Raw genomic sequence first — 22,670 nt, forward strand, 5'->3', positions numbered from 1 at the left:
ACCGTGACGGGCGCGGCCCCGCCCGCCGGGAAGCCGCACCGTTCGCAGAGCCATTCCGGCCGCCAAGTCGTACACTGGTCGGTCCAGCGCAGGCCGGCTGCTGTTCCCACGGGAGCGGCGGTCGGCCTCTTCGTCCCTCATGGAGGTGTGCCCGGATGACCAGTACGGTTCCCGCCCTCGGTACCAGATCCGCCGACGGCTCCCCGCTCCAGGCCGTCCTCCTCGACATGGACGGCACTCTCGTGGACACCGAGGGCTTCTGGTGGGACGCCGAGGTCGCGGTCTTCGCCGGGCTCGGGCACCGGCTGGACGACGCGTGGCAGCAGGTCGTGGTCGGCGGCCCCATGACCCGCAGCGCGGGCTTCCTCATCACGGCGACCGGCGCGGACATCACCCTCGCGGAGCTCACCGTCCTGCTCAACGACGAGTTCGAGCGCCGTATCGGCCGCGCCCTGCCCCTGATGCCCGGCGCCGCCCGGCTGCTCGCGGAACTGGCCGCCCACCGCGTCCCCACCGCCCTGGTCTCCGCGTCCCACCGCCGCATCATCGACCGCGTCCTGCACTCGCTCGGCCACGCCAACTTCGCCCTGACCGTCGCCGGGGACGAGGTGGAGCGCACGAAGCCGTTCCCCGACCCGTATCTGCTGGCCGCGGCCGGGCTGAACGCCGAACCCGCGCGCTGCGCCGTCGTCGAGGACACCGTCACCGGGGTCACGGCCGCCGAGGCGGCCGGCTGCCGGGTCGTCGCGGTGCCCTCCGTGTCACCGATCGAGGCGAGCCCGGGGCGGACCGTGGTGACCTCGCTGGAGCAGGTGAACCTGCCGTTCCTGCACGGTCTGATGAGTCTCAACTGACCGGCCCGCACCGCGTCTGATCAGCGGCCCCGCCCCTCGTGGGCATCCCGTCCGGCGGGGTGCTCCTCCGTACCCGTGACCCGCCAACTGTGCGGCCCCGCCGCCCGGTTCGGGTGAATTGCGTCTCACCCCACGCGGCCCCGGACGCTCCGCACTCAAGTCTCCCGTGTGAGCTTTGCCACCCCTAGGGGGGTCGACAGGGGGCCCGCCCCGTGCCGGTACCGCCCCGGTACGGGACGGAGTCGGGGCTATGTGTCCCGATTGGTGAAAGCGTGGACGGATACCTTCCTCCATCGGTCTTTCGGTGTGTCCGCGCCCCGTTCCGGAGCGTGATGGACGGTCATGGGCCGCCCGGTCGGGGCCCCGTCGGCAGCCGCACTAATCTCGTGGCGAGAACATCGCCGGAACCCCGGACACCGCCCTCACACCCCCGTCGCCGGTGTCATGGGATCAACAGCTCTGGAGAATCCCGCCCATGAACCGCAAGACGTTGGTGCTGCCGGCCGTGATCGGTCTGCTCGCCCCGGTGCTCGCCGCGTGCGGCGGGTCCGACGACGGCGGCCGGGCGGGCGGCGCGATCACGGTCGGCACCACCGACTCGTACACGGCCTCCAAGGAAGCTCCGGCACCTCTCGACCCGGCGTACGCCTACGACGCGGGCTCCTGGAACCTGCTCCGGCAGACCCTCCAGACCCTGATGACCATGCCCCGCGGCGGCGGCGAGCCGGTCCCGGAGGCCGCCAAGGAGTGCGGTTTCACCGACAGCGGCAACGAGCGCTACGAGTGCACCCTGCGGGACGGTCTCAAGTTCGCGAGCGGCGACGCGATCACCGCGACCGACGTCAAGTACTCGATCGACCGGGTCCTCGGCATCAAGGCGTCCACGGGCGTCTCGGGCCTGCTGAGCACCGTCGACACCATCGAGACCCAGGGCTACAAGAAGGTCATCTTCCATCTGAGGACCCCTGACGCGACCTTCCCGTACAAGCTCGCCACCCCTGTCGCGGGCATCGTCCACCCCGAGGAGTACCCCCGGGACAAGCTCCGCACCGGGTTCAAGGTCGACGGCTCCGGCCCCTACACCCTGCGGGCCGAGGTCAAGGGCGACACGATCGCCAAGGCCGTGTTCACCAAGAACGACCGCTACACGGGCCAGCTCACCCCCAAGAACAACAGCATCGAACTCCGTCCCTTCGCCGACGCCGACGCCATGGGCGCCGCACTCGACAAGGGCGACATCGATCTCATGACCCGCACCATGACCCCGGCACAGGTCGAGAAGCTCTCCAGCGCTACGACGGGGGATGTCAAGCTGACCGCGACCCCCGGGCTGGAGATCCGCTACCTCGGCTTCAACACCGAGGCGCCGGTCGTGCGCGACAAAGCCGTCCGCCAGGCCATGGCCCAGATCATCGACCGCGGTCAGCTCGCCTCCACCGTGTACGGCGAGATGGCCGAACCCCTCTTCTCCCTCGTTCCGGCCAACATCACCGGACACTCCAACGCGTTCTTCAACAAGTACGGCGCCCCCAGCGCCGACAAGGCACGCCAGATCCTGAGCAAGGCGGGTGTGACCACACCGGTCAGGCTCACCCTGAACTACACCACCGACCACTACGGCTCCGGCACCAAGAAGGAGTTCGAGGTGCTGAAGACGCAGCTCGATCGCAGTGGTCTCTTCAAGGTCGAGATCAAGGGCACGAAGTGGACCAACTTCCGTGCTGATGGGCTCGACGGCAAATACGCGGTCTACGGCCTCGGTTGGTTCCCTGACTTCCCCGATGCCGACAACTTCCTCGCCCCCTTCCTCGACGAGGGCAATTTCCTCGCGCTGCCCTATGTGAACAGCGCCATCCGTGACGACCTGATCCCCCAGTCGCGCCGGGAGGCAGACCGGCTGATCGCGTCGGACAGCATCGAGGAGATCCAGAACATCGTCGCCGACGACGTACCCGTCCTGCCCCTGTGGCAGGGCAAGCAGTACGTCGCCGCGCGCGACGACATCCAGGGAGTCGAATGGGCACTCGACTCCTCGTCGAACCTTCAGCTGTGGGAGCTCAGCCGGGGAGTCAGCGGCTGATCTCCCTTGGACCGACAAGGTAGATCGTGAATAAGCGCACCCAGTGGTCGGTCCTGTCCATAGCGACAGGACTGGCCGCCGCCACGCTGACCGGCTGCGGTACGGAGGACGGCGACTCCGGCAGTGGAGCCTCGGTAGTGGTAGGCATGTCCGACGACGTCCAGACCACCGATCCGGCCTCCGGTTACGACCCGGGGTCGTGGCTGCTGTTCAACAACGTGTACCAGTCATTGCTGAGCTTCCCGGTCGGCAGCACCGAGCCGGAGCCCGAGGCGGCGCGCAAGTGCGGGTTCACGGACACCCGGACACAGGTGTTCACCTGCACCCTGCGTGACGGACTCAAGTTCAGCAACGGCAACGAACTCACCTCCGCCGATGTGAAGTTCTCCTTCGACCGGACCCTGCGCATCAACGACGACGCGGGCCCGGCGATCATGTTCCCGATGCTCGAAAAGGTCGAGACACCCGACGAACGGACGGTCGTCTTCCACCTCAACGTCCCCGACGCCACCTTCCCCAGCAAGATCGCCTCCGGCGCGGGATCGATCGTGGACCGCCGCGAGTACCCCGCCGACAAGCTCCGCACCGACGGAAAAGCCGTCGGCTCGGGCCCCTACAAGCTCGACTCGTTCTCCAAGGAGCGCGCCGAGTTCTCCCGCAGCGGCTCCTACAAGGGCCCCGCGGAGATCAAGAACTCCCGTGTCGTCCTGCGTCTCTTCGACGGTGACCAGCCGGCCCTGAAGAAGGCGCTCCTCGCCGAGGACGTCGATGTCGCCTACCGCGGCCTCGAAGCCCAGGACATCGCGGAGATCGAGCGCGACACCAGCACCGGATCCGGGATCGACATCGTCCCCGGCACCAGCGCCGAGGTCCAGCACCTGGTCCTCAACATGAAGCACCCGGTCACCCGCAAGGACGGCGTACGCAAGGCGATGGCGTACCTCATCGACCGGGAAGCCCTGGTCCAGCAGGTCTACGACTCCACCGCCGCGCCGCTCTACTCGATCATCCCGGCCGGTATCACGGCGCACAACACGGCCTTCTTCGACGAGTACGGGTCGCGCCCCGAGCCGGAGAAGGCCAAGAAGGCACTCCGGGACGAGGGCATCACCGAGAAGGTGGACATCACCCTGTGGTCGACGCCGTCCCGCTACGGCCCGTCCACCGACAAGGAGTTCCGGGCGATAGCCGAACAGCTCAACGCCAGCGGTCTCTTCGACGCCAAGGTGCGCTCCGTCGAGTTCGCCGAGTACGAGAAGGGCATCGCCGCGGGCGAGTACGGGGTGTACGTCAAGGGCTGGGTGCCGGACTACCCGGACCCGGACAACTTCACCCAGCCGTTCTTCGGCAAGGGCAATGTCCTGGAGAACGAGTACGTGAACCGCGTCATCACGGAGGAGATCATCCCCGCGACGGCCGCCGAGAACGACCGTTCGGCGACCAGCGGCGACTACGCCAAGCTCCAGAACGCGGTCGCCCGGGACGTACCGATCATCCCGCTGTGGCAGGCGAAGCAGTACGCGGTGGTCCGTGACAGGGTCTACGGGCTGGAGAAGTGCCTCGACGCGTCGACCGTCTTCCGCTTCTGGGAGATCAGCAAGGGCTGACCCCGACCGACCGGGGGCACCACAAGCGCGCCGGCCCGGGCCGGGGGGCTACTGCGCCCCGGGCCGGACCAGTCCGCTCTCATAGGCGTACACGGCCGCCTGCACCCGGTCCCGCAGGCCCAACTTGGTCAGCACATGCCCCACATGGGTCTTCACGGTGGTCTCGCTGACGAACAGGTCCGCCGCGATCTCCGCGTTCGACAGTCCGCGCGCCACCAGCTTCAGCACCTCCACCTCCCGGTCGGTGAGCGTGTGCAGGGTGTCCGGCACGGGCTCGTCACCCGAAGGCAGATGGTCGGCGTACTTGTCGAGCAGCCGCCGGGTGATGCTCGGCGCGAGCATCGCCTCACCCGCCGCGACGACACGGATGGCCTGCACCAGCTCGTTCGCCGGGGCGTCCTTCAGCAGGAACCCGCTCGCCCCCGCCCTGAGCGCCTCGACGACGTACTCGTCGAGGTCGAACGTCGTCAGGACGAGCACCTTCGCCGGACCGTCCCGGCCGGGACCGGTGATCTGGCGGGTCGCCTCGACACCGTCCATCCGGGGCATCCGGATGTCCATGAGGACCACATCGGGCTGAAGCGCGCGTACCTGGTCGAGAGCCTGGAGGCCGTCTCCGGCTTCGCCGACGACCGCGAGGTCCGCCTCTGCCTCCAGGATCATCCGGAAGCCGGTGCGCAGCAGCGGCTGGTCGTCGACCAGTAGGACACGGATGGCCACGTAAGTCTCCTTCGCTAGTCCCCGCCCATTCTGCCCTGCTCCGGGCTCGCCGCCCCCGGCGCCCCGGGCTCGGCCGGCGGCGGCACGACCGGCAGCGGATAGGGCGGGGGAGTGCCGCCGAACTCCGGGCACACGGCCCGGTGGTCGCACCAGCCGCACAGCTTCGTCGGCCGGGGGCGCCACTCCCCGCTCTCCGTCGCCGCCCGGATCGCCTCCCACAGGGTGAGGACCTTGCGCTCGACCCGCTCCAGATCGGCGATCACGGGGTCGTACGTGATGATGTCGCCGCTGCCGAGGTACACCAGCTGGAGACGGCGCGGCACCACACCCTTCAGCCGCCAGACGACGAGCGCGTAGAACTTCATCTGGAACAGCGGGCCGTCGGCGTACTGCGGACGTGGCGCCTTGCCCGTCTTGTAGTCCACGATCCGGACCTCACCGCTGGGCGCGACATCCACCCGGTCGATGATCCCGCGCAGCTTGAGGCCCGACGACAGCTCCGTCTCCACGAAGAGCTCCCGCTCGGCGGGCTCCAGCCGGGTCGGGTCCTCCAGCGTGAACCAGCGCTCCACCAGCTGCTCGGCCTCCGTCAGCCACTGGGCGAGCCGCGCGGCCTCGACGGGCCCCCCGTCCTCCGCCGCGGCGGCGGACGCGTCCGACCCGGCCGCGGCGCCGCCGGCATCGTCCTTGAAGAGGCCGGCCAGCTCAGGTCTGGCCTCCCGCAGCCGGTCCCACTGGCCGGGGATCAGGGCCTTGGCGCGGGGCGCGGTCCGCTCGGCGGCCGGTGCGTCGAACAGCTTTTCGAGTACGGCGTGCACGAGCGTCCCGCGGGTCGCCGCGGCACTCGGCTTCTCGGGCAGCTTGTCGATCACCCTGAAGCGGTACAGCAACGGGCACTGCATGAAGTCGCTCGCGCGCGACGGCGACAGCGACGCCGGACGTGTGGGTGCCACGGCATCGCCGGTACGGGTCTCCATGAGGACAGACCCTACGACCCGCCACCGACACCGATCCGCATACCATCGACGGCAGACCCCTCCGCCCTGCATGATCGGGAGTGAGGGAACGCCGAACGAGAGGAAACCGTGGACGAGAGCGGCGGGAGCGGTCAGCCGCAGCCGGACAGCGAATCCGGGGCCGGGCACCGCCCGGATCCGGAGGACCGGGACACCACCCCGGACCCCCGGGACGGTGTCGCGCGCGGCGACGCGCAGGCTGACGGCCCGCCCGGCCACCGATCCGCCGAGGAGCGTCCACCGGCCCCCGACGCCCCCACCGGGGACGCCGCACCGGCCCCCGGCGCACCGCGCCCACCCCGCGGCACCGCGACCCCGGACACCCCGCCCCAGGACGTCCCCGGCACCCCCGGTGCCCCGGCCGCTCCGGACGCCCCGGTGACTCCGGACGCTCCCGCAGCCCAGGGCGTCCCGGCCACCCCGGACACTCCCGCCACTCCGGAGGCCCCTGGCACACCCGCCGCCCCGGACGCTCCCGGCGCCCACGTGACCCCGCCTCCGGCCGGTGACGACGACCGGCCCGCCCGGACCTCCCTCACCAAGCCGCACGTCCGCGCCCCCCAGCACCCCTACGCCCACAGCGGTGACCCGGACCGCCCGGCCCACGACGGCCAGGACGCTCCCGTCGGCGGTCCGCCGCCCGCGCACACCCCGGGCTCCCCCGGACACCAGCCGTTCGGCTCGGGCGACGCCCCCGCCCCGGCCCCCGGCCCCGGCAAGGCGCGGCGGCCCAAGGAACCCGGTGGCGGCATCCTCATGGGCCGCCCCTTCGGGGTGCCGGTCTACGTCGCCCCGAGCTGGTTCCTCGTCGCCGCCCTGATCACCTGGGTCTTCGGCGGCCAGCTGGACCGGGTGCTCCCGGAACTCGGCGGACTGCGCTACCTGGTCTCCCTCTTCTTCGCCGTCGCGTTCTACGCCTCGGTGCTCGTCCATGAACTGGCCCACACCGTGGCCGCGCTCCGCTTCAAGCTGCCCGTCCGCCGGATCCAGCTCCAGTTCTTCGGCGGGGTCTCCGAGATCGAGAAGGAGTCCGAGACGCCCGGCCGCGAGTTCGTCCTCGCGTTCGTCGGCCCGCTCCTGTCGCTCGTCCTCGCCGCCCTCTTCTACGGCGGGATGCTGCTCGTCGAACCCGGCACCGTACCGGGGGTGCTGCTCGCCGGACTGATGATCTCCAACCTGATCGTGGCCGCGTTCAACCTGCTCCCCGGGCTGCCGCTGGACGGCGGCCGGATGCTGCGCGCCGTCGTCTGGAAGATCACCGGCAACCCCATGAGCGGCACCGTCGCCGCCGCGTGGGTGGGCCGCGCCCTCGCCGTCGCCGTGCTGATCGGGCTGCCGCTGCTCACCCACTCCGGAGTCCTCGGCCCCGCCTCCGAGGTCAACGGCATGGACACCGTCACGGACGCGCTGCTCGCGGCGATCCTCGCCGCCATCATCTGGACCGGCGCGGGCAACAGCCTGCGGGTGGCCCGGCTGCGCGAGCACCTGCCCGAGCTGCGGGCCCGCACCCTCACCCGGCGGGCCGTCCCCGTGGAGAGCGCCACCCCGCTGTCCGAGGCCCTGCGCCGCGCCAACGACGCCGGGGCCCGCGCGCTCGTCGTCGTCGCCCCCGACGGGGAACCCGTCGCCGTGGTCAGGGAGGCCGCGATCGTCGGGGTGCCCGAGCACCGGCGCCCCTGGGTCGCCGTGAGCGGGCTCGCCCAGGAGCTGACCGACGGGATGCGCGTCTCCGCGGAGCTGGCCGGCGAGGAACTGCTCGACGTCCTGCGCGCGACCCCCGCGACCGAGTACCTCGTCACCGAGGACTCCGGCGAGATCTACGGCGTGCTGTCCGCGGCCGACGTGGAACGCGCCTTCGTCAAGGCCATGGCCCGCCCCAGCTGACCAGGCCCCCGCCCCGGGCGGTCCGCGCCGCGGCGCGGACCGCCGTGGTCCGAGCGTCTGCCGGCGACCGGTAGGCTGGTCACATGTCCGAACCGACCGGTGCCGCCCGCCGCCGCGGGCCCTTCGAGGTCGGGGACCAGGTCCAGCTCACCGACCCCAAGGGACGCCACTACACGTTCACGCTCGAAGCCGGAAAGAACTTTCATACCCACAAAGGTTCCTTCCCGCACGACGAGCTGATCGGCTCCCCCGAGGGCAGCGTTGTCCGCACCACCGGAAACGTCGCCTATCTGGCGCTGCGCCCCCTGCTCCCCGACTATGTCCTGTCCATGCCCAGAGGCGCGGCCGTCGTCTACCCCAAGGACGCGGGTCAGATCCTGGCCTTCGCCGATATCTTCCCCGGCGCGCGCGTCGTGGAGGCGGGCGTCGGCTCCGGCTCGCTCAGCAGCTTCCTGCTGCGTGCCATCGGTGACCAGGGCATGCTCCACTCCTACGAGCGCCGCGAGGACTTCGCGGACATCGCCCGGGCGAACGTGGAGCGCTACTTCGGCGCCCCCCACCCGGCCTGGCAGCTCACGGTCGGCGACCTCCAGGACAATCTGTCCGACACGGATGTCGACCGGGTGATCCTGGACATGCTGGCGCCCTGGGAGTGCCTGGAGGCCGTCTCCAAGGCCCTCGTCCCCGGCGGCATCCTCTGCTGCTACGTGGCGACCACCACCCAGCTCGCCCGGACCGTCGAGTCCATCCGCGAGATCAGCTGCTTCAACGAGCCGACCGCCTGGGAGTCGATGGTCCGCAACTGGCACATCGAGGGTCTCGCGGTCCGCCCGGACCACCGGATGATCGGCCACACCGGCTTCCTCCTCACCGCCCGCCGCCTCGCGGACGGCGTCGAGCCGCCGATGCGCCGCCGCCGCCCCTCCAAGGGCTCCTACGGTGACGACTACACCGGACCCAACGCCGACGGCGGCACCCCCCGCTGATCCCGGCGCGACCCCTCGCGCCCGGTACACCCGACCCCCTTCGGCCCTCGCGGACCGGAGCGCACCGGCCCACGGACCGGTGTCCGGACGCCCCGCGCGGCCGGACCGGGGTCCGTACCGACTTCAACGCACCGGCGCCTTCGCCGAGTTCCCGGAACGCTCCGGGAACTCGGCGAAGGCGCCTTTTCGTTGGCCCGGGAACCCGGGCGGGGTCCGGCGATCCGTGTCGCGGGCCCGGCGGGAATCGCCGGACCCGGCCCAACCCCGGCCCCGCCGTTCCCTGTCCCCGCGCGGTGTGGCACGATGCTGGCCACCCCACCGGCACAGCCCTCACAGGAGACACTCCTCGTGCAGCAACTCGCCGTTCCGGAACTGGCGCACACGCACACACGCCCCATCCACTGGGTGGCCACCGCGGCGGCCCTCGCCGCCGTCGTCGCGGGCTCGTCCTTCGTCCAGCCCGACGCGGCGACCGCGGTCCAGAAGGACGGCCCCGAGGCCGTCGCCAAGAGAGCTCCCGGGCCCGCCCCCGACGCCGCCGACGTGACGTTCCCGATCGACTGCGGGCCCGTGCGGGCCGTCGTCGTCAGAACGGCCGCCGGTGACCTCGACGGCGACGGCACCCCCGAGACCGTCGCGGTCGTCCGCTGCGACTCGTCGATGGGCACCCCGCCCAACGGCGTCTACGTGATCACCCGCTCCACCCGCCCCGACACCGCCCCCCGGGTCGTCGCCACCCTGGTCGCGCCCAAGGACCGGCTCAATGTCATGGACCTCGCGATACGCGGCTCGGCCGTCGCCGCGACGCTCCTCGGCTACTCCTCGTCCGACATACCCAACTGCTGCCCCGACGAACGCCGCCGCACCACCTGGAAATGGCGGGACGGCCATTTCATCGCCTCCGACCCGGCGGACGCCCGCAGCGTCTGACCCGCGCGGGCCGACCCGCGCGCCGAAGGGGCCCGCGGCACCCCGCGCGCGTACCGCGCGTCAGGCGGCGTCCGGGCCGTACACCTCGACCTGGTCCGCGACCCGGCGGACATGGATGCAGTCCCCGGGGCACTCCTTCGCGGAGTCCGCCACGTCCCGCAGCAGCGGCAGCGGCACCCGGGTCGTCGCCCCGGGCTGCTGGAGCAGCTCGTCGTCCGAGCCCTTCACATACGCCAGCCCGTCGATGTCCAGCTCGAAGACCTCCGGGGCGTACTGCACACAGATGCCGTCGCCCGTGCACAGATCCTGGTCGATCCACACCTCCAGATCCGCGCCGTCCTGTGCGCCGGACCGGTCCTCTTGCCCCACCGTCGTGTCTCCTGACCCATGAATGTGCGCCTGCCGGACAGCGGCCGTGCCGGCCACCGTCCCGCGTCCCGCTCGTGCCGGACGACTCGACGATACAACCGCCGGTGCCGGCACCACGGAGCCCGTAGGCGGCATACGCAGCGTCACGGCGGAGTCCGTCCCGCAACCCGCCCTCCTGGCCGAAAACCATGACGGAACACCCACCCTGTACATGTGTCGGCCGTCACACACCGTGCCCCGATCCGGCCGTCGAAGGGGGCGACCACGTCACAAGTCGGCCGCGCCCTGTTGGGTGTTGAACACTTCCCGGGCATACGCGGCCGCTTTCAGACGTGGTTCCTTGGGTATCCCCCTGGCGTGAGGGAGAGCGCAAGGGTGAAGATCGGACACACCCCCACGGTCTTTGTGATCTAGGGGTTTCAATCGACACCCACCCAGGTAGGGTCAGGAAGCGTCCAGCTCCCCTTGGAGGAGGTGAGGACCGTGGCAGCCCACGACGACGACATGAACCGCGGCATCCGCCCGGGTCGAGGGTCCGATGACCCGGCCGGTCAGATCGCTTATCTTGAGCAGGAGATCGCCGTCCTGCGACGCAAGCTCGCCGACTCTCCGCGGCACACGAGGATTCTCGAAGAGCGGATCGTCGAGCTTCAGACCAACCTGGCCGGCGTGTCCGCGCAGAACGAACGGCTCGCGAACACGCTCCGTGAGGCCCGCGACCAGATCGTGGCCCTCAAGGAAGAGGTCGACCGGCTCGCACAGCCGCCCGCCGGCTTCGGTGTCTTCCTCGTGGCCAACGAGGACGGTACCGCCGACATCTTCACCGGCGGCCGCAAACTCCGGGTGAACGTCAGCCCGAGCGTCGAGCTCGACGGGCTCAGGCGCGGCCAGGAAGTCATGCTCAACGAAGCGCTCAACGTGGTCGAGGCCATGACCTACGAGCGCGTCGGCGACATCGTCACCCTCAAGGAGATCCTGGAGGACGGCGAACGCGCCCTGGTGGTCGGGCACACCGACGAGGAGCGCGTCGTGCGCCTCGCGGAACCCCTCCTCGACATCACCATCCGCCCCGGCGACGCCCTCCTGCTCGAACCCCGCTCCGGCTACGTCTACGAGGTCGTGCCGAAGAGCGAGGTCGAGGAACTGGTCCTCGAAGAGGTCCCGGACATCGGCTACGAGCAGATCGGCGGTCTGGGCAACCAGATCGAGATGATCCGCGACGCGGTCGAGCTCCCCTACCTCTACCCCGACCTGTTCAAGGAGCACGAACTGCGCCCGCCCAAGGGCGTCCTCCTCTACGGCCCGCCCGGCTGCGGCAAGACACTGATCGCCAAGGCCGTCGCCAACTCCCTCGCGAAGAAGGTCGCGGAGGTCACCGGCCAGGCCACCGGCAAGAGCTTCTTCCTCAACATCAAGGGCCCGGAGCTCCTCAACAAGTACGTCGGGGAGACCGAGCGGCAGATCCGTCTCATCTTCCAGCGGGCCCGTGAGAAGGCCAGCGAGGGCACCCCCGTCATCGTCTTCTTCGACGAGATGGAGTCCCTCTTCCGCACCCGTGGATCGGGCGTCAGCTCGGACGTGGAGAACACCATCGTCCCGCAGCTCCTCGCCGAGATCGACGGTGTGGAGGGCCTGGAGAACGTGGTCGTCATCGGCGCCTCCAACCGTGAGGACATGATCGACCCCGCGATCCTGCGTCCCGGCCGCCTCGATGTGAAGATCAAGATCGAGCGCCCCGACGCCGAGGCCGCCAAGGACATCTTCGGCAAGTACCTGACCGCGCGGCTCCCGCTGCACTCCGACGACCTCGGGGAGCACGGCGGCGACCGCGGGGGCACCGTCCACGGCATGATCCAGACAGCCGTGGAGCAGATGTACGCGGAGACCGAGGAGAACCGCTTCCTGGAGGTCACCTACGCCAACGGTGACAAGGAGGTCCTCTACTTCAAGGACTTCAACTCCGGCGCCATGATCGAGAACATCGTCGGACGCGCCAAGAAGATGGCGATCAAGGCGTTCCTCGAACACAAGCAGAAGGGCCTCCGGGTCGCCCACCTCCTCCAGGCGTGCGTGGACGAGTTCAAGGAGAACGAGGACCTCCCGAACACCACCAACCCGGACGACTGGGCCCGGATCTCCGGCAAGAAGGGCGAGCGGATCGTCTACATCCGCACCCTTGTCACCGGGAAGCAGGGCGCCGACACCGGCCGCTCCATCGACACGGTGGCGAACACCGGCCAGTACCTCTAGGGCAGGGCGGCCGCGGGTGCCCGTGGGTACCCGCGGCCGGCTGTCCCCCAGGCCGCCGCACCGCGACACGGCAATGACCGGAATGATCTCCCCACCAGCGCGGAGGCGTCATAGGCTCTCGGGTACCGCCGCGTCGCGCAGTGCGGGGACGGGCACCGCACACGCACCGGAGCACCAGCGGTACTTGAGCGCCGCCCCCGCCCGGGGGCGCCGCCGGGCAAGGAGGGCCGCATGACCGTACGGAGAGTAATGGGCATCGAGACGGAATACGGGATCTCGGTCCCCGGCCACCCCAATGCCAATGCCATGCTCACCTCGTCCCAGATCGTGAACGCCTACGCGGCGGCGATGCACCGGGCACGCCGGGCCCGCTGGGACTTCGAGGAGGAGAACCCGCTCCGGGACGCCCGGGGCTTCGACCTCGCGCGTGAGTCCGCCGACTCCAGCCAGCTCACCGACGAGGACATCGGGCTCGCCAACGTCATCCTGACCAACGGGGCGCGGCTCTACGTCGACCACGCCCACCCCGAGTACAGCTCCCCGGAGATCACCAACCCCCGGGACGCCGTCCTGTGGGACAAGGCCGGTGAGCGCATCATGGCGGAGGCCGCGGAGCGCGCGGCCCAGCTCCCCGGTGCCCAGCCGATCCATCTCTACAAGAACAACACCGACAACAAGGGCGCGTCCTACGGCACGCACGAGAACTATCTGATGAAGCGGGAGACCGCCTTCTCGGACATCGTGCGCCATCTGACGCCGTTCTTCGTCTCCCGGCAGGTCGTCACCGGCGCCGGACGGGTCGGGATCGGCCAGGACGGGCACGAGCACGGCTTCCAGCTCAGTCAGCGCGCCGACTACTTCGAGGTCGAGGTGGGGCTGGAGACCACCCTCAAGCGGCCCATCATCAACACCCGCGACGAGCCGCACGCCGACGCGGAGAAGTACCGCCGCCTCCATGTGATCATCGGCGACGCCAACCTCTCGGAGATCTCCACCTACCTCAAGCTCGGCACCACCGCGCTGGTGCTGTCCATGATCGAGGACGGTTTCATCGCCGTGGACCTCGCGGTGGACCAGCCGGTGCGCACCCTGCACCAGGTCTCGCACGACCCCGGACTGCGACGCCTCATCACGCTGCGCAGCGGCCGGACGCTCACCGCCGTACAGCTCCAGATGGAGTACTACGAGCTGTCGCGCAAGTACGTGGAGGAGCGTTTCGGGTCCGACGCCGACGAGCAGACCAAGGATGTCCTCAGCCGTTGGGAGGACACCCTGAACCGGCTGGAGAACGACCCGATGAGCCTCTCGGGCGAGCTGGACTGGGTCGCCAAGCGTGAGCTGATGGAGGGCTACCGCCGGCGGGACGACCTGGACTGGGACGCGGCGCGGCTGCATCTGGTCGACCTCCAGTACGCCGACGTACGGGCCGACAAGGGCCTGTACAACCGTCTGGTGGCCCGCGGCAGGATGCGGCGGCTGCTGGACGAGACGGAGGTCGAGAGGGCCCGTACGAAGCCCCCGGAGGACACCCGGGCGTACTTCCGGGGCCGCTGTCTGCAGCAGTACGCCGACGACGTGGCGGCGGCCTCCTGGGATTCCGTGATCTTCGACCTGCCCGGCCGGGACTCGCTCCAGCGGGTCCCCACACTGGAACCGCTACGCGGAACGCGTAATCACGTCAAAGAGCTGCTCGACCGCTGCCGTACGGCCGAGGATCTCGTCAAAGTCCTGTCCGGCGGCTGACCCGGGGCTGAAAGGGACCGCCACCGGGAATCATGGAAAGGGGCCCCCGACGGTGCAGGAAACACGGGGGCCGATGTCGGACCCTGCTTGTAGGGTCTGATCTTGACCGATCGAACTGAGTCGGGCGAACCGAGCGGGGTGAGGGTTGATGGCGACCAAGGACACCGGCGGCGGACAGCAGAAGGCCACACGAACCAGTGAGGAGACCGAGGAGCAGGCGCAGGACGCGCAGGTCTCCGAGGACCTCAAGGAGCGCCAGGAGAAGCTGAGCGACGATGTCGACTCGGTCCTGGACGAGATCGACGACGTGCTTGAGGAGAACGCCGAGGACTTCGTCCGGAGCTTTGTGCAGAAGGGCGGACAGTAGTTCGCACCATCGGGGCCGGGAGCCGCTGCCGCTCCCGTACCCGGGAGGTCCGGGGTGGGGTGCCCGCACCCGTGCACGAGGCACCCCACCCCGGGCTCGTGGTCCCTTCCGGGGCGCCGCTCGCGCGCCCCGGCCGGGGCGCGGCACCTCCCGGCGGTCCGGCTCGGCCGTCGCCGCTCCCGGTGGGGCGCGTGCCGTCCGGCGGGGCCGGCGGATGATCGTCCGACGACCTCCGCCACTCATGTGGATCAGTGCCCCGCGACGGGTAGGGTCCGTGGCGTACCGTGCTTCAACTGCAATTCGGCCATCGGCAAGTTGGGAGATGATCCCGACGCTGTTCGTCGGGCTGCCGCCTATTTTGGAGGGAATCCCGTGGAAGCCAACAGTCGTAGCACCGGGCGTCTACCAGCGGCCTTCCTGACGCCTGGATCGTCGTCCTTCGTGGACTTCCTCTCCGACCACCAGCCCGGGCTGCTCCCCGGCGGGCGGAACCTGCCCCCGATCCAGGGTGTGATCGAGGCGCCGCACGGCACCACGATCATCGCCGTGACCTTCCCGGGCGGCGTGGTGCTGGCCGGTGACCGGCGGGCCACGATGGGCAATCTGATCGCCCAGCGCGACATGGAGAAGGTCTTCCCGGCGGACGAGTACTCCGCCGTCGGTATCGCCGGTTCGGCCGGTCCCGCGGTCGAGATGGTGAAGCTGTTCCAGCTGGAGCTCGAACACTTCGAGAAGGTGGAGGGCACCCGCCTCTCGCTGGAGGGCAAGGCGAACCGGCTCTCCACGATGATCCGTTCCAACCTCGGTATGGCCATGCAGGGCCTGGCCGTGGTGCCGCTGTTCGCCGGGTACGACGTGGACCGCGAGAAGGGCCGTATCTTCTCGTACGACGTGACGGGCGGCCGGAGCGAGGAGCGCGGCTACGCGGCCACCGGCTCGGGTTCGCTGTTCGCGCGCGGGTCGATGAAGAAGCTCTACCGCGAGGACCTCACCGAGCAGCAGGCCACCACGCTCGTGGTGCAGGCGCTGTACGACGCGGCCGACGACGACTCGGCGACCGGTGGGCCGGACGTGGCCCGGCGGATCTACCCGATCGTCACCGTGATCACCGACGACGGATTCCGCAGGCTGACGGAGGCCGAGTCCTCCGAGATCGCCCGCTCGATCCTGGAGCGGCGTATGGAGCAGCCCGACGGCCCGCGGGCCGCCCTGCTCTGAACCGCCGGCCGAAACCGTTGATCGATACTCACAGAAAGGGACGGACAGCCGGTGTCTACGCCGTTCTATGTCTCACCCCAGCAGGCCATGGCCGACCGGGCGGAGTATGCGCGCAAGGGCATCGCCCGGGGCCGCAGCCTGGTCGTCCTCCAGTTCGCCGACGGCATTGTCTTCGTCGGTGAGAACCCGTCCCGCGCGCTGCACAAGTTCAGCGAGATCTACGACCGGATCGGTTTCGCCGCCGCCGGTAAGTACAACGAGTACGAGAATCTCCGGATCGGCGGTGTGCGTTATGCCGATCTGCGTGGATACACCTATGACCGTGACGATGTGACCGCCCGTGGTCTGGCGAATGTCTATGCCCAGACCCTCGGCACGATTTTCTCCAGTTCGGCGGAGAAGCCGTACGAGGTGGAACTGGTGGTCGCCGAGGTGGGGGATTCCCCCGACGGTGACCAGATCTACCGGCTGCCGCACGACGGTTCGATCGTGGACGAGCACGGCTCGGTCGCGGTCGGCGGCAACGCCGAACAGATCAGCACGTATCTGGACCAGCGCCATGAGGACGGTATGTCCCTGGCGGCGGCGCTGAGACTCGCCGTGCAGGCCCTGTCGAGGGACACCAACGGCACGGAGCGGGAGATCCCCGCGGAGCGGCTGGAGGTGGCGGTCCTGGACCGTACGCGCCCCCAGAAGCGCAAGTTCCAGCGGATCGTCGGCAGTCGGCTCTCCCGGCTGCTGGCGGAACGCGCGGACGGTTCCGCCCCGGACGCCGGCGCGGCCCAGGACGACGCGGACAGCACCGAGGGCACCGACAGCACCGGCGGCTCCGGGGACACCGGTTCCCCGTCGGCCGACGGCACGGACCCGAAGGACTAGCGCCCTCCCGCGCGCGGGAGCAGCGGGAGCACATGCAGTACCGGACCCCGGTCGGCAGCCGCCGGCCGGGGTCTTCGTCGTGCCCTTGAGCCGGTGTCCGGGCCGGTGCCCGCCGTCAGCCGGACCGGCCGGGGGGCGGTGCGGTCGAGGCGCGGACGACCAGCTCGACGGGCAGCGTGGTGGACGGCGGCCGGTGACCGTCCAGGACGGCCAGCAGGGCGCGCATCCCATGGGCGCCGACGTCCTCGGCGGGGAGCCGGACCGTGGTCAGCTCGGGCTCCACGGCCGTCGCCAGGGTCAGATCGTCGACACCGGCGACGGAGAGGTCACCGGGGACCCGCAGGCCCAGCGCGCGGGCCGCCTTGAGGGCACCGACGGCCAGGACGTCGTCGTCGCACACGACGGCGGTGGGTCGCCGCCCCGGAAGGCGCAGCGCGGCCGTCGCGGCGTCGCGGGCCGCGTCCACCCGCAGCGGGGCGGCGATCGTCCGGAGGGCCGCCCGTGAGCCGCTGAGGGCGTCGGCGAGGCCGTCGGCGCGCTGGTGGAAGGTCCAGGAGTCGATGTCCGCGGCGAGATGCAGGAAGTCGCGGTGCCCGAGGGCGAGGAGATGCCGGGCCACCTGGCGGAGCCCGTCGGCCATGTCGAGGTTGACCGTGGTGGCGCCGGGGCCGCCGCCCGGGTCGGAGTCGAGCATCACGAGCGGCAGCTCGTCGCCGCGGATGGCCGTGAGGGTCCGCGCCGACATGGACGACGCGATCACCCCGTCGAGGGCGGTCCGCGCGGACGCGAACGGGTCGGGGGCCGGGCCCGTCCCGATGGGGGAGGGGTAGAGGATCACGCCGAAATCGTGCTCGGCGGCGACCCGGGCGGCGCCCGCGTACACCCCGGCGAAGAACTCGCTGGTCAGGGCGGGCACCACCAGCAGTGCCGTACGGGTCCTGCCGAGCCGCAGGGTCCGCGCGGCGAGATTGGGCCGGTAGCCGAGGTCCCGCGCGGCGGTGCGCACCCGCTCGGCGGTGGTCTCCGCGACCCGGCCGCGCCATTTGTCACCGAGGACGAGCGAGACCGCGGCCTGCGAGACACCGGCGGCCCGTGCCACGTCCCGGCTGGTCGGGCGGGTGCCCCGGCCCGCCGCGGAGGGGCCGGACGGGGGTGTGCCGACGAGGGAGCCGGTGGCCGGTGGCCGCGGCCCGCCGCGCGCGGGGCGCGCCGTCCCGTCGCCGTCCGGGCCTGGTCCGCCGGTGTCCAACGCTGCCTCCACTGTGCCGCCCACCGGGCCCGGCGACGCGCGGGGACCGGGTGGCCGCTTTGTCGCCACGGCCGCTTTCACCGAGGTCCACGGGGTGGACCGGCGGGTGGGGCCATGGTACGTATGACGGGCTTCGTTATACGTAACACTTCTGAGGAGAGGGCACGCATGGCCTCGGGATTCGCGGAGATCCTCCGCACACGGCACGCCGGACGGCTGCTGACCGGCACCCTGGTGGGGCGGCTGCCGAACGCCACCGCCCCCATCGCGATCGTGCTGTTCATCCGTGACGCGGGCGGCAGCTACAGCCTCGCCGGGGCCCTGGCGGCCGTCTACGGACTCACCAACGCCGTCGGGCAGCCCCTGCTGGGACGGCTGGTGGACCTGCGCGGCCAGCCGCGCGTACAACTGCCCGCCGCGCTCGCGTCGGCCCTCGCGATGGCCGTCTTCGCGTTCACCGGACCCGATGACCTCGCCCTCGCGTACACCGCCGTCGCCGCCGCCGGCCTCTTCACCCCGCCCCTGGAGGGCGGGCTGCGGGCGCTGTGGCCGAACGTGCTGCGCCGCGAGGACCAGGTGCACACCGCGTACGCGATGGACGCCATCGCCCAGGAGGTGATGTTCACCGTCGGACCGCTGCTCGTGACCCTGTGCGTGTCGCTGTGGTCCCCGCAGACCGCCCTGCTGGTCATCAACGCCGTCGGGGTGCTGGGCGCCCTCTCCGTGGTCGTGTCGAAGCCCTCGCGCGCGTGGCGCTCGGCGCCGCGCGAGGCCCACTGGCTCGGCGCCCTGCGCTCACCCGGACTGCTGGCCCTGCTGGGGGTGTTCCTGTTCATCGGCGCCGCCCTCGGCTCCATCACCGTCGCCGGGGTGTCCTACGCGGACGGGCACGGCGGTGACGCCGTGTACGGCTGGCTGATGGCCGCCCTGGGACTCGGCGCGCTCATCGGCGGCACGGCGTACGGCTCACGCCGGTGGACCGGGGCGCCGGAGGTGCGGCTGCGAGTCCTGACGGTGTTCCTGACCCTGTGCTACGTACCGCTGGTCCTGGTCCCCGGGCCGGTCGGTATGACGCTGCTGTGCGCGCTCGCGGGAGTGTTCCTGGCACCCGCCATCGCCTGCGCCTTCGTGGTGGTGGACCGGCACGCCCCGCGCGGGACCGTGACGGAGGCGTTCTCCTGGCTCGTGACCACCTTCACGGTCGGCGCGTCCGCCGGAACCGCCGTCGCGGGCCCGGTCGTGGAGTGGGGCGGCACCCGCTGGGCGTTCGCCGTCCCGGCCCTCGTCGGGGCCGCCGCGCTGGTCGTCCTGACGGCCACCCACCGGGTCCTCGCCGCTCCCGGTGACACGGCGCGGGTCACCGGGTCATCGGAAAATGATCGGAACGGTGCGGCCCAACCCGGTTTCAGTACAGGGCATCAGGCGTAATGTTCAGTCATGGACCGCCGCATTTTCGGGCTGGAGAACGAGTACGGCGTCACATGTACGTTCAGGGGACAGCGCCGCCTGTCTCCTGACGAGGTGGCGCGGTACCTCTTCCGCCGTGTCGTGTCATGGGGCCGGAGCAGCAATGTCTTTCTGCGCAACGGCGCCCGCCTGTACCTCGATGTCGGATCACATCCGGAATACGCCACCCCGGAATGTGACAATGTGACCGAGCTGGTCACTCACGACAAGGCCGGTGAGCGGATTCTCGAAGGACTGCTCGTCGACGCCGAACGCCGTCTGCACGAGGAGGGAATCGCAGGCGACGTCTATCTCTTCAAGAACAACACGGACTCGGCGGGAAACTCCTACGGCTGCCACGAGAACTATCTGGTGTCACGGCACGGCGAGTTCTCCCGGCTCGCGGACATTCTCATCCCGTTCCTCGTCACGCGCCAACTGCTCTGCGGCGCGGGCAAGGTGCTCCAGACCCCGCGTGGCGCGGTGTACTGCGTCAGCCAGCGCGCCGAGCACATCTGGGAGGGCGTCAGCTCCGCGACGACGCGTTCCCGCCCCATCATCAACACCCGCGACGAACCGCACGCGGACGCGGAGCGCTACCGCAGGCTCCATGTCATCGTCGGCGACTCCAACATGTCCGAGACGACCATGCTCCTCAAGGTCGGCGCCACGGACCTGGTGCTGCGCATGATCGAGGCCGGCACGGTGATGCGGGACCTGACCCTGGAGAACCCGATCCGGGCGATCCGCGAGGTCAGCCATGACATCACCGGCCGCCGCAAGGTCCGGCTCGCGAGCGGGCGCGAGGCGTCCGCGCTGGACGTCCAGCGCGAGTACTACGAGAAGGCCGTCGACTTCGTCGAGCGCCGGGGCATCCGCACCGGCACGGTCGACCAGGTCCTGGAGCTCTGGGGCCGCACCCTGGACTCCATCGAGAACGACGACCTGGACAAGATCTCCACCGAGATCGACTGGGTGATGAAGTACCAGCTCATCGAGCAGTACCGGGCCAAGAACAACATCACCATGTCCCACCCCCGGGTCGCCCAGATAGACCTCGCCTACCACGACATCCACCGCCGCCGCGGCCTGTACTACCTGCTGGAGAAGCGTGGCCGGGCAGCCCGTATCTGCAACGACATGAAGATCTTCGAGGGCAAGTCGGTGCCCCCGCAGACCACCCGCGCCCGACTGCGCGGTGACTTCATCCGCCGCGCCCAGGAACAGCGCCGGGACTTCACCGTCGACTGGGTGCACCTCAAGCTCAACGACCAGGCGCAGCGCACCGTGCTGTGCAAGGACCCGTTCCGCTCGGTGGACGAGCGGGTGGAGAAGCTGATCGCCGGAATGTGAGCGGATCGCGGCCCGGCGGCAGGTCCGCCGCCGGAACGCTCCAGGGGCGTCGTACGTTTTCCCGTACGGCGCCCCTTCCCGTGGTGGCTCCGCGGCCCCGGGGCGACCCTTCGGGACCGGTCCGTTCCGGCCGCGGGCCGGAGCGCCGGGGCGCGGAGGAACCTCAGTAAGGTGGCGCGCACGCCATCCGCAAGATCGACCGATACGAGGCCCCCACCGTGCGCCGACGCTCTCTCCTTCTCGCTGTTCCCGCCGGACTGCTGACACTCGCCGGATGCGGTGACGACAAGCCCGACAAGAGCAGCGCCAGCAGCAGTTCCAGCCCGTCGCCGGCGAACTCGGCCGCCCCGTCCGCGAAGATCGTGTCCGGTCCCGTCCCGGACATCACCAAGGGCACCAAGTTCGGTGAGAAGCCGACCGTCGCCAAGGGCACCGGCAAGCCGTCGTCGGACCTCGCCGTCAAGACGGTCGTCCAGGGCGACGGGGTGACGGTCGCCAAGAGCGATTTCCTCCAGGCGAACTACCTCGGTCAGATCTGGGACACGGCGAAGGTCTTCGACAACTCCTACGACCGGGGCGCGCCCGCGGTCTTCCAGATCGGTGTCGGCCAGGTCATCCCCGGCTGGGACCAGGCGCTGGTGGGCAAGAAGGCCGGTTCCCGGGTCGAGCTGGTCCTCCCCCCGGCGCTCGGCTACGGCGAGCAGGGCAATCCGCAGGCCGGTATCAAGGGCACCGACACGCTGGTGTTCGTCGTCGACATCGTGGACTCGTTCAACGGCAAGAGCTCCGCCAAGGGCGACACGGCCGCGCAGGACGACAAGGCCCTGCCGAAGGTCGGCACCGACACCGACGGCAAGGCCCCCTCCATCGACGTGCCGAAGACGGCCGCGCCCACGAAGCTGGTGTCCGAGTACGTCATCGAGGGCGACGGCGCCGAGCTGAAGGCCGACGACCAGGTCCTCGTCCAGTACAAGGGCGTGCTGTGGGCCGACGGCAAGGAGTTCGACTCCTCCTACAAGCGCGGGCAGCTCACCCAGTTCTCGCTCCAGCAGGTCGTCAAGGGCTGGGCGCAGGGGCTCACCGGCAAGAAGGTCGGCAGCCGTGTGCTGATCGTCGTCCCGCCGGCCCTCGGGTACGGGGACAACCCGCCGAAGGACTCGCCGATCAAGAAGGACTCCACCCTGGTCTTCTCCGTCGACATCCTCGCGAAGATGTGACAGCGGGGATGGCACACTGTGCGGGTTGCTGATCCATCCTGAGCAGGAGCAATTGACGTGAGCATCGAGAAGCCCGAGATCGACTTCCCCGAAGGCCCGGCCCCCACCGCCCTCGACATCGTCGAGGTCTGGGAGGGCGACGGCACCGAGGCCAAGGCCGGCGACACCGTCTCCGTCCACTACGTGGGCGTGGCCTTCTCCACCGGTGAGCAGTTCGACGCCAGCTGGGACCGCGGTCAGCCGCTCCAGTTCAAGCTCGGCGCCGGCCAGGTCATCGCGGGCTGGGACCAGGGCATCCAGGGCATGAAGGTCGGTGGTCGCCGCAAGCTGACCATCCCGGCGAACCTCGCGTACGGTGACCGTGGCGCGGGCGGCCGGATCGCCCCCGGCGAGACGCTGATCTTCGTGTGTGACCTGATCTCGGTCTGAGAACGCCGGAACTGATCACATCCGATCAGGAGCGGGCCCACGCCTCCGGGCGTGGGCCCTCGGCTTTTCCCGC

General features: G+C 70.3%; 19 protein-coding genes and 1 pseudogene. 16 read left to right on the forward strand and 4 right to left on the reverse strand.

Annotation, left to right across the window (positions count from 1 at the left end; genetic code table 11):
• The first annotated feature begins 155 nt into the window (after positions 1-155).
• From OG711_RS31245 to OG711_RS31255, 3 genes are all read left to right on the forward strand, one after another.
• The gene (locus OG711_RS31245; RefSeq protein WP_266513605.1) at positions 156-854 is read left to right on the forward strand and encodes an HAD family hydrolase; all 699 of its coding nucleotides are present in this window, start codon (positions 156-158) and stop codon (positions 852-854) included.
• Positions 855-1,329: 475 nt separating this feature from the next.
• Positions 1,330-2,934 (forward strand): ABC transporter substrate-binding protein, encoded by a 1,605-nt coding sequence (locus OG711_RS31250; protein ID WP_329561861.1) that lies wholly within the window; start codon positions 1,330-1,332, stop codon positions 2,932-2,934.
• Positions 2,935-2,960: 26 nt separating this feature from the next.
• Positions 2,961-4,541 (forward strand): ABC transporter substrate-binding protein, encoded by a 1,581-nt coding sequence (locus OG711_RS31255; RefSeq protein ID WP_073792266.1) that lies wholly within the window; start codon positions 2,961-2,963, stop codon positions 4,539-4,541.
• A gap of 48 nt (positions 4,542-4,589) precedes the next feature.
• Here the strand turns inward: OG711_RS31255 and OG711_RS31260 are convergent, their stop codons facing one another.
• Complete coding sequence (locus OG711_RS31260) at positions 4,590-5,261, reverse strand: response regulator (RefSeq protein WP_073792265.1); 672 nt, start codon at positions 5,259-5,261, stop codon at positions 4,590-4,592.
• A gap of 14 nt (positions 5,262-5,275) precedes the next feature.
• The gene (locus OG711_RS31265) at positions 5,276-6,238 is read right to left on the reverse strand and encodes a RecB family exonuclease (RefSeq protein ID WP_073792264.1); all 963 of its coding nucleotides are present in this window, start codon (positions 6,236-6,238) and stop codon (positions 5,276-5,278) included.
• Between the two features lie 108 nt (positions 6,239-6,346).
• Here OG711_RS31265 and OG711_RS31270 point away from each other — a divergent pair, with 108 nt between their 5' ends.
• The 3 genes from OG711_RS31270 (at position 6,347) to OG711_RS31280 (ending at position 10,077) form a co-directional block, all read left to right on the forward strand.
• Entirely contained in the window at positions 6,347-8,161 is a 1,815-nt protein-coding gene (locus OG711_RS31270; RefSeq protein WP_329561865.1) for a site-2 protease family protein, read from the forward strand.
• An 83-nt stretch (positions 8,162-8,244) separates the two neighbouring features.
• The gene (locus OG711_RS31275) at positions 8,245-9,147 is read left to right on the forward strand and encodes a tRNA (adenine-N1)-methyltransferase (protein ID WP_073792262.1); all 903 of its coding nucleotides are present in this window, start codon (positions 8,245-8,247) and stop codon (positions 9,145-9,147) included.
• Between the two features lie 348 nt (positions 9,148-9,495).
• On the forward strand, positions 9,496-10,077 hold the full coding sequence (locus OG711_RS31280; protein ID WP_329564168.1) for a hypothetical protein: 582 nt from the start codon (positions 9,496-9,498) through the stop codon (positions 10,075-10,077).
• A gap of 60 nt (positions 10,078-10,137) precedes the next feature.
• On the opposite strand, the gene OG711_RS31285 is transcribed toward OG711_RS31280, so the two are convergent.
• Positions 10,138-10,446 carry a ferredoxin gene (locus tag OG711_RS31285; RefSeq protein WP_073792260.1) on the reverse strand — a complete coding sequence of 103 codons (309 nt, stop codon included), beginning with the start codon at positions 10,444-10,446 and terminating at the stop codon, positions 10,138-10,140.
• Positions 10,447-10,929: 483 nt separating this feature from the next.
• Between OG711_RS31285 and arc the strand changes: the two genes are divergently transcribed.
• The 6 genes and pseudogenes from arc to prcA all read left to right on the forward strand — a co-directional run bounded on the left by arc (position 10,930) and on the right by prcA (position 16,903).
• The gene (gene arc / locus OG711_RS31290) at positions 10,930-12,696 is read left to right on the forward strand and encodes a proteasome ATPase (protein WP_073792259.1); all 1,767 of its coding nucleotides are present in this window, start codon (positions 10,930-10,932) and stop codon (positions 12,694-12,696) included.
• Positions 12,697-12,927: 231 nt separating this feature from the next.
• Positions 12,928-14,439, forward strand: coding sequence for a depupylase/deamidase Dop (gene dop, locus OG711_RS31295; protein WP_405674227.1), 1,512 nt, complete (start codon positions 12,928-12,930; stop codon positions 14,437-14,439).
• Between the two features lie 148 nt (positions 14,440-14,587).
• Positions 14,588-14,806: a ubiquitin-like protein Pup gene (locus OG711_RS31300; RefSeq protein ID WP_073792257.1), complete on the forward strand. Its 219-nt coding sequence runs from the start codon at positions 14,588-14,590 to the stop codon at positions 14,804-14,806.
• Positions 14,807-15,040: 234 nt separating this feature from the next.
• Positions 15,041-15,227, forward strand: a pseudogene (locus OG711_RS31305) (endonuclease domain-containing protein); the annotation flags it as partial.
• Positions 15,179-16,024 carry a proteasome subunit beta gene (gene prcB / locus OG711_RS31310; protein ID WP_073792403.1) on the forward strand — a complete coding sequence of 282 codons (846 nt, stop codon included), beginning with the start codon at positions 15,179-15,181 and terminating at the stop codon, positions 16,022-16,024. The pseudogene OG711_RS31305 and the gene prcB, both read left to right, overlap by 49 nt.
• Positions 16,025-16,075: 51 nt before the next feature.
• Positions 16,076-16,903: a proteasome subunit alpha gene (gene prcA, locus OG711_RS31315; protein WP_099279793.1), complete on the forward strand. Its 828-nt coding sequence runs from the start codon at positions 16,076-16,078 to the stop codon at positions 16,901-16,903.
• A 115-nt stretch (positions 16,904-17,018) separates the two neighbouring features.
• Here the strand turns inward: prcA and OG711_RS31320 are convergent, their stop codons facing one another.
• Positions 17,019-18,002, reverse strand: a complete 984-nt coding sequence (locus OG711_RS31320) for a LacI family DNA-binding transcriptional regulator (protein WP_329564170.1) — start codon at positions 18,000-18,002, stop codon at positions 17,019-17,021.
• Between the two features lie 318 nt (positions 18,003-18,320).
• Here OG711_RS31320 and OG711_RS31325 point away from each other — a divergent pair, with 318 nt between their 5' ends.
• From OG711_RS31325 to OG711_RS31340, 4 genes are all read left to right on the forward strand, one after another.
• Positions 18,321-19,580 (forward strand): MFS transporter, encoded by a 1,260-nt coding sequence (locus OG711_RS31325; protein ID WP_329561870.1) that lies wholly within the window; start codon positions 18,321-18,323, stop codon positions 19,578-19,580.
• Between the two features lie 9 nt (positions 19,581-19,589).
• Positions 19,590-20,951 (forward strand): Pup--protein ligase, encoded by a 1,362-nt coding sequence (pafA, locus tag OG711_RS31330; protein ID WP_073792254.1) that lies wholly within the window; start codon positions 19,590-19,592, stop codon positions 20,949-20,951.
• Between the two features lie 218 nt (positions 20,952-21,169).
• Entirely contained in the window at positions 21,170-22,168 is a 999-nt protein-coding gene (locus OG711_RS31335; RefSeq protein ID WP_073792253.1) for an FKBP-type peptidyl-prolyl cis-trans isomerase, read from the forward strand.
• A gap of 57 nt (positions 22,169-22,225) precedes the next feature.
• Positions 22,226-22,597 (forward strand): FKBP-type peptidyl-prolyl cis-trans isomerase, encoded by a 372-nt coding sequence (locus OG711_RS31340; RefSeq protein ID WP_073792252.1) that lies wholly within the window; start codon positions 22,226-22,228, stop codon positions 22,595-22,597.
• Positions 22,598-22,670 lie beyond the last annotated feature (73 nt).

The organism is Streptomyces uncialis (genome assembly GCF_036250755.1).
GTDB lineage: Bacteria > Actinomycetota > Actinomycetes > Streptomycetales > Streptomycetaceae > Streptomyces > Streptomyces uncialis.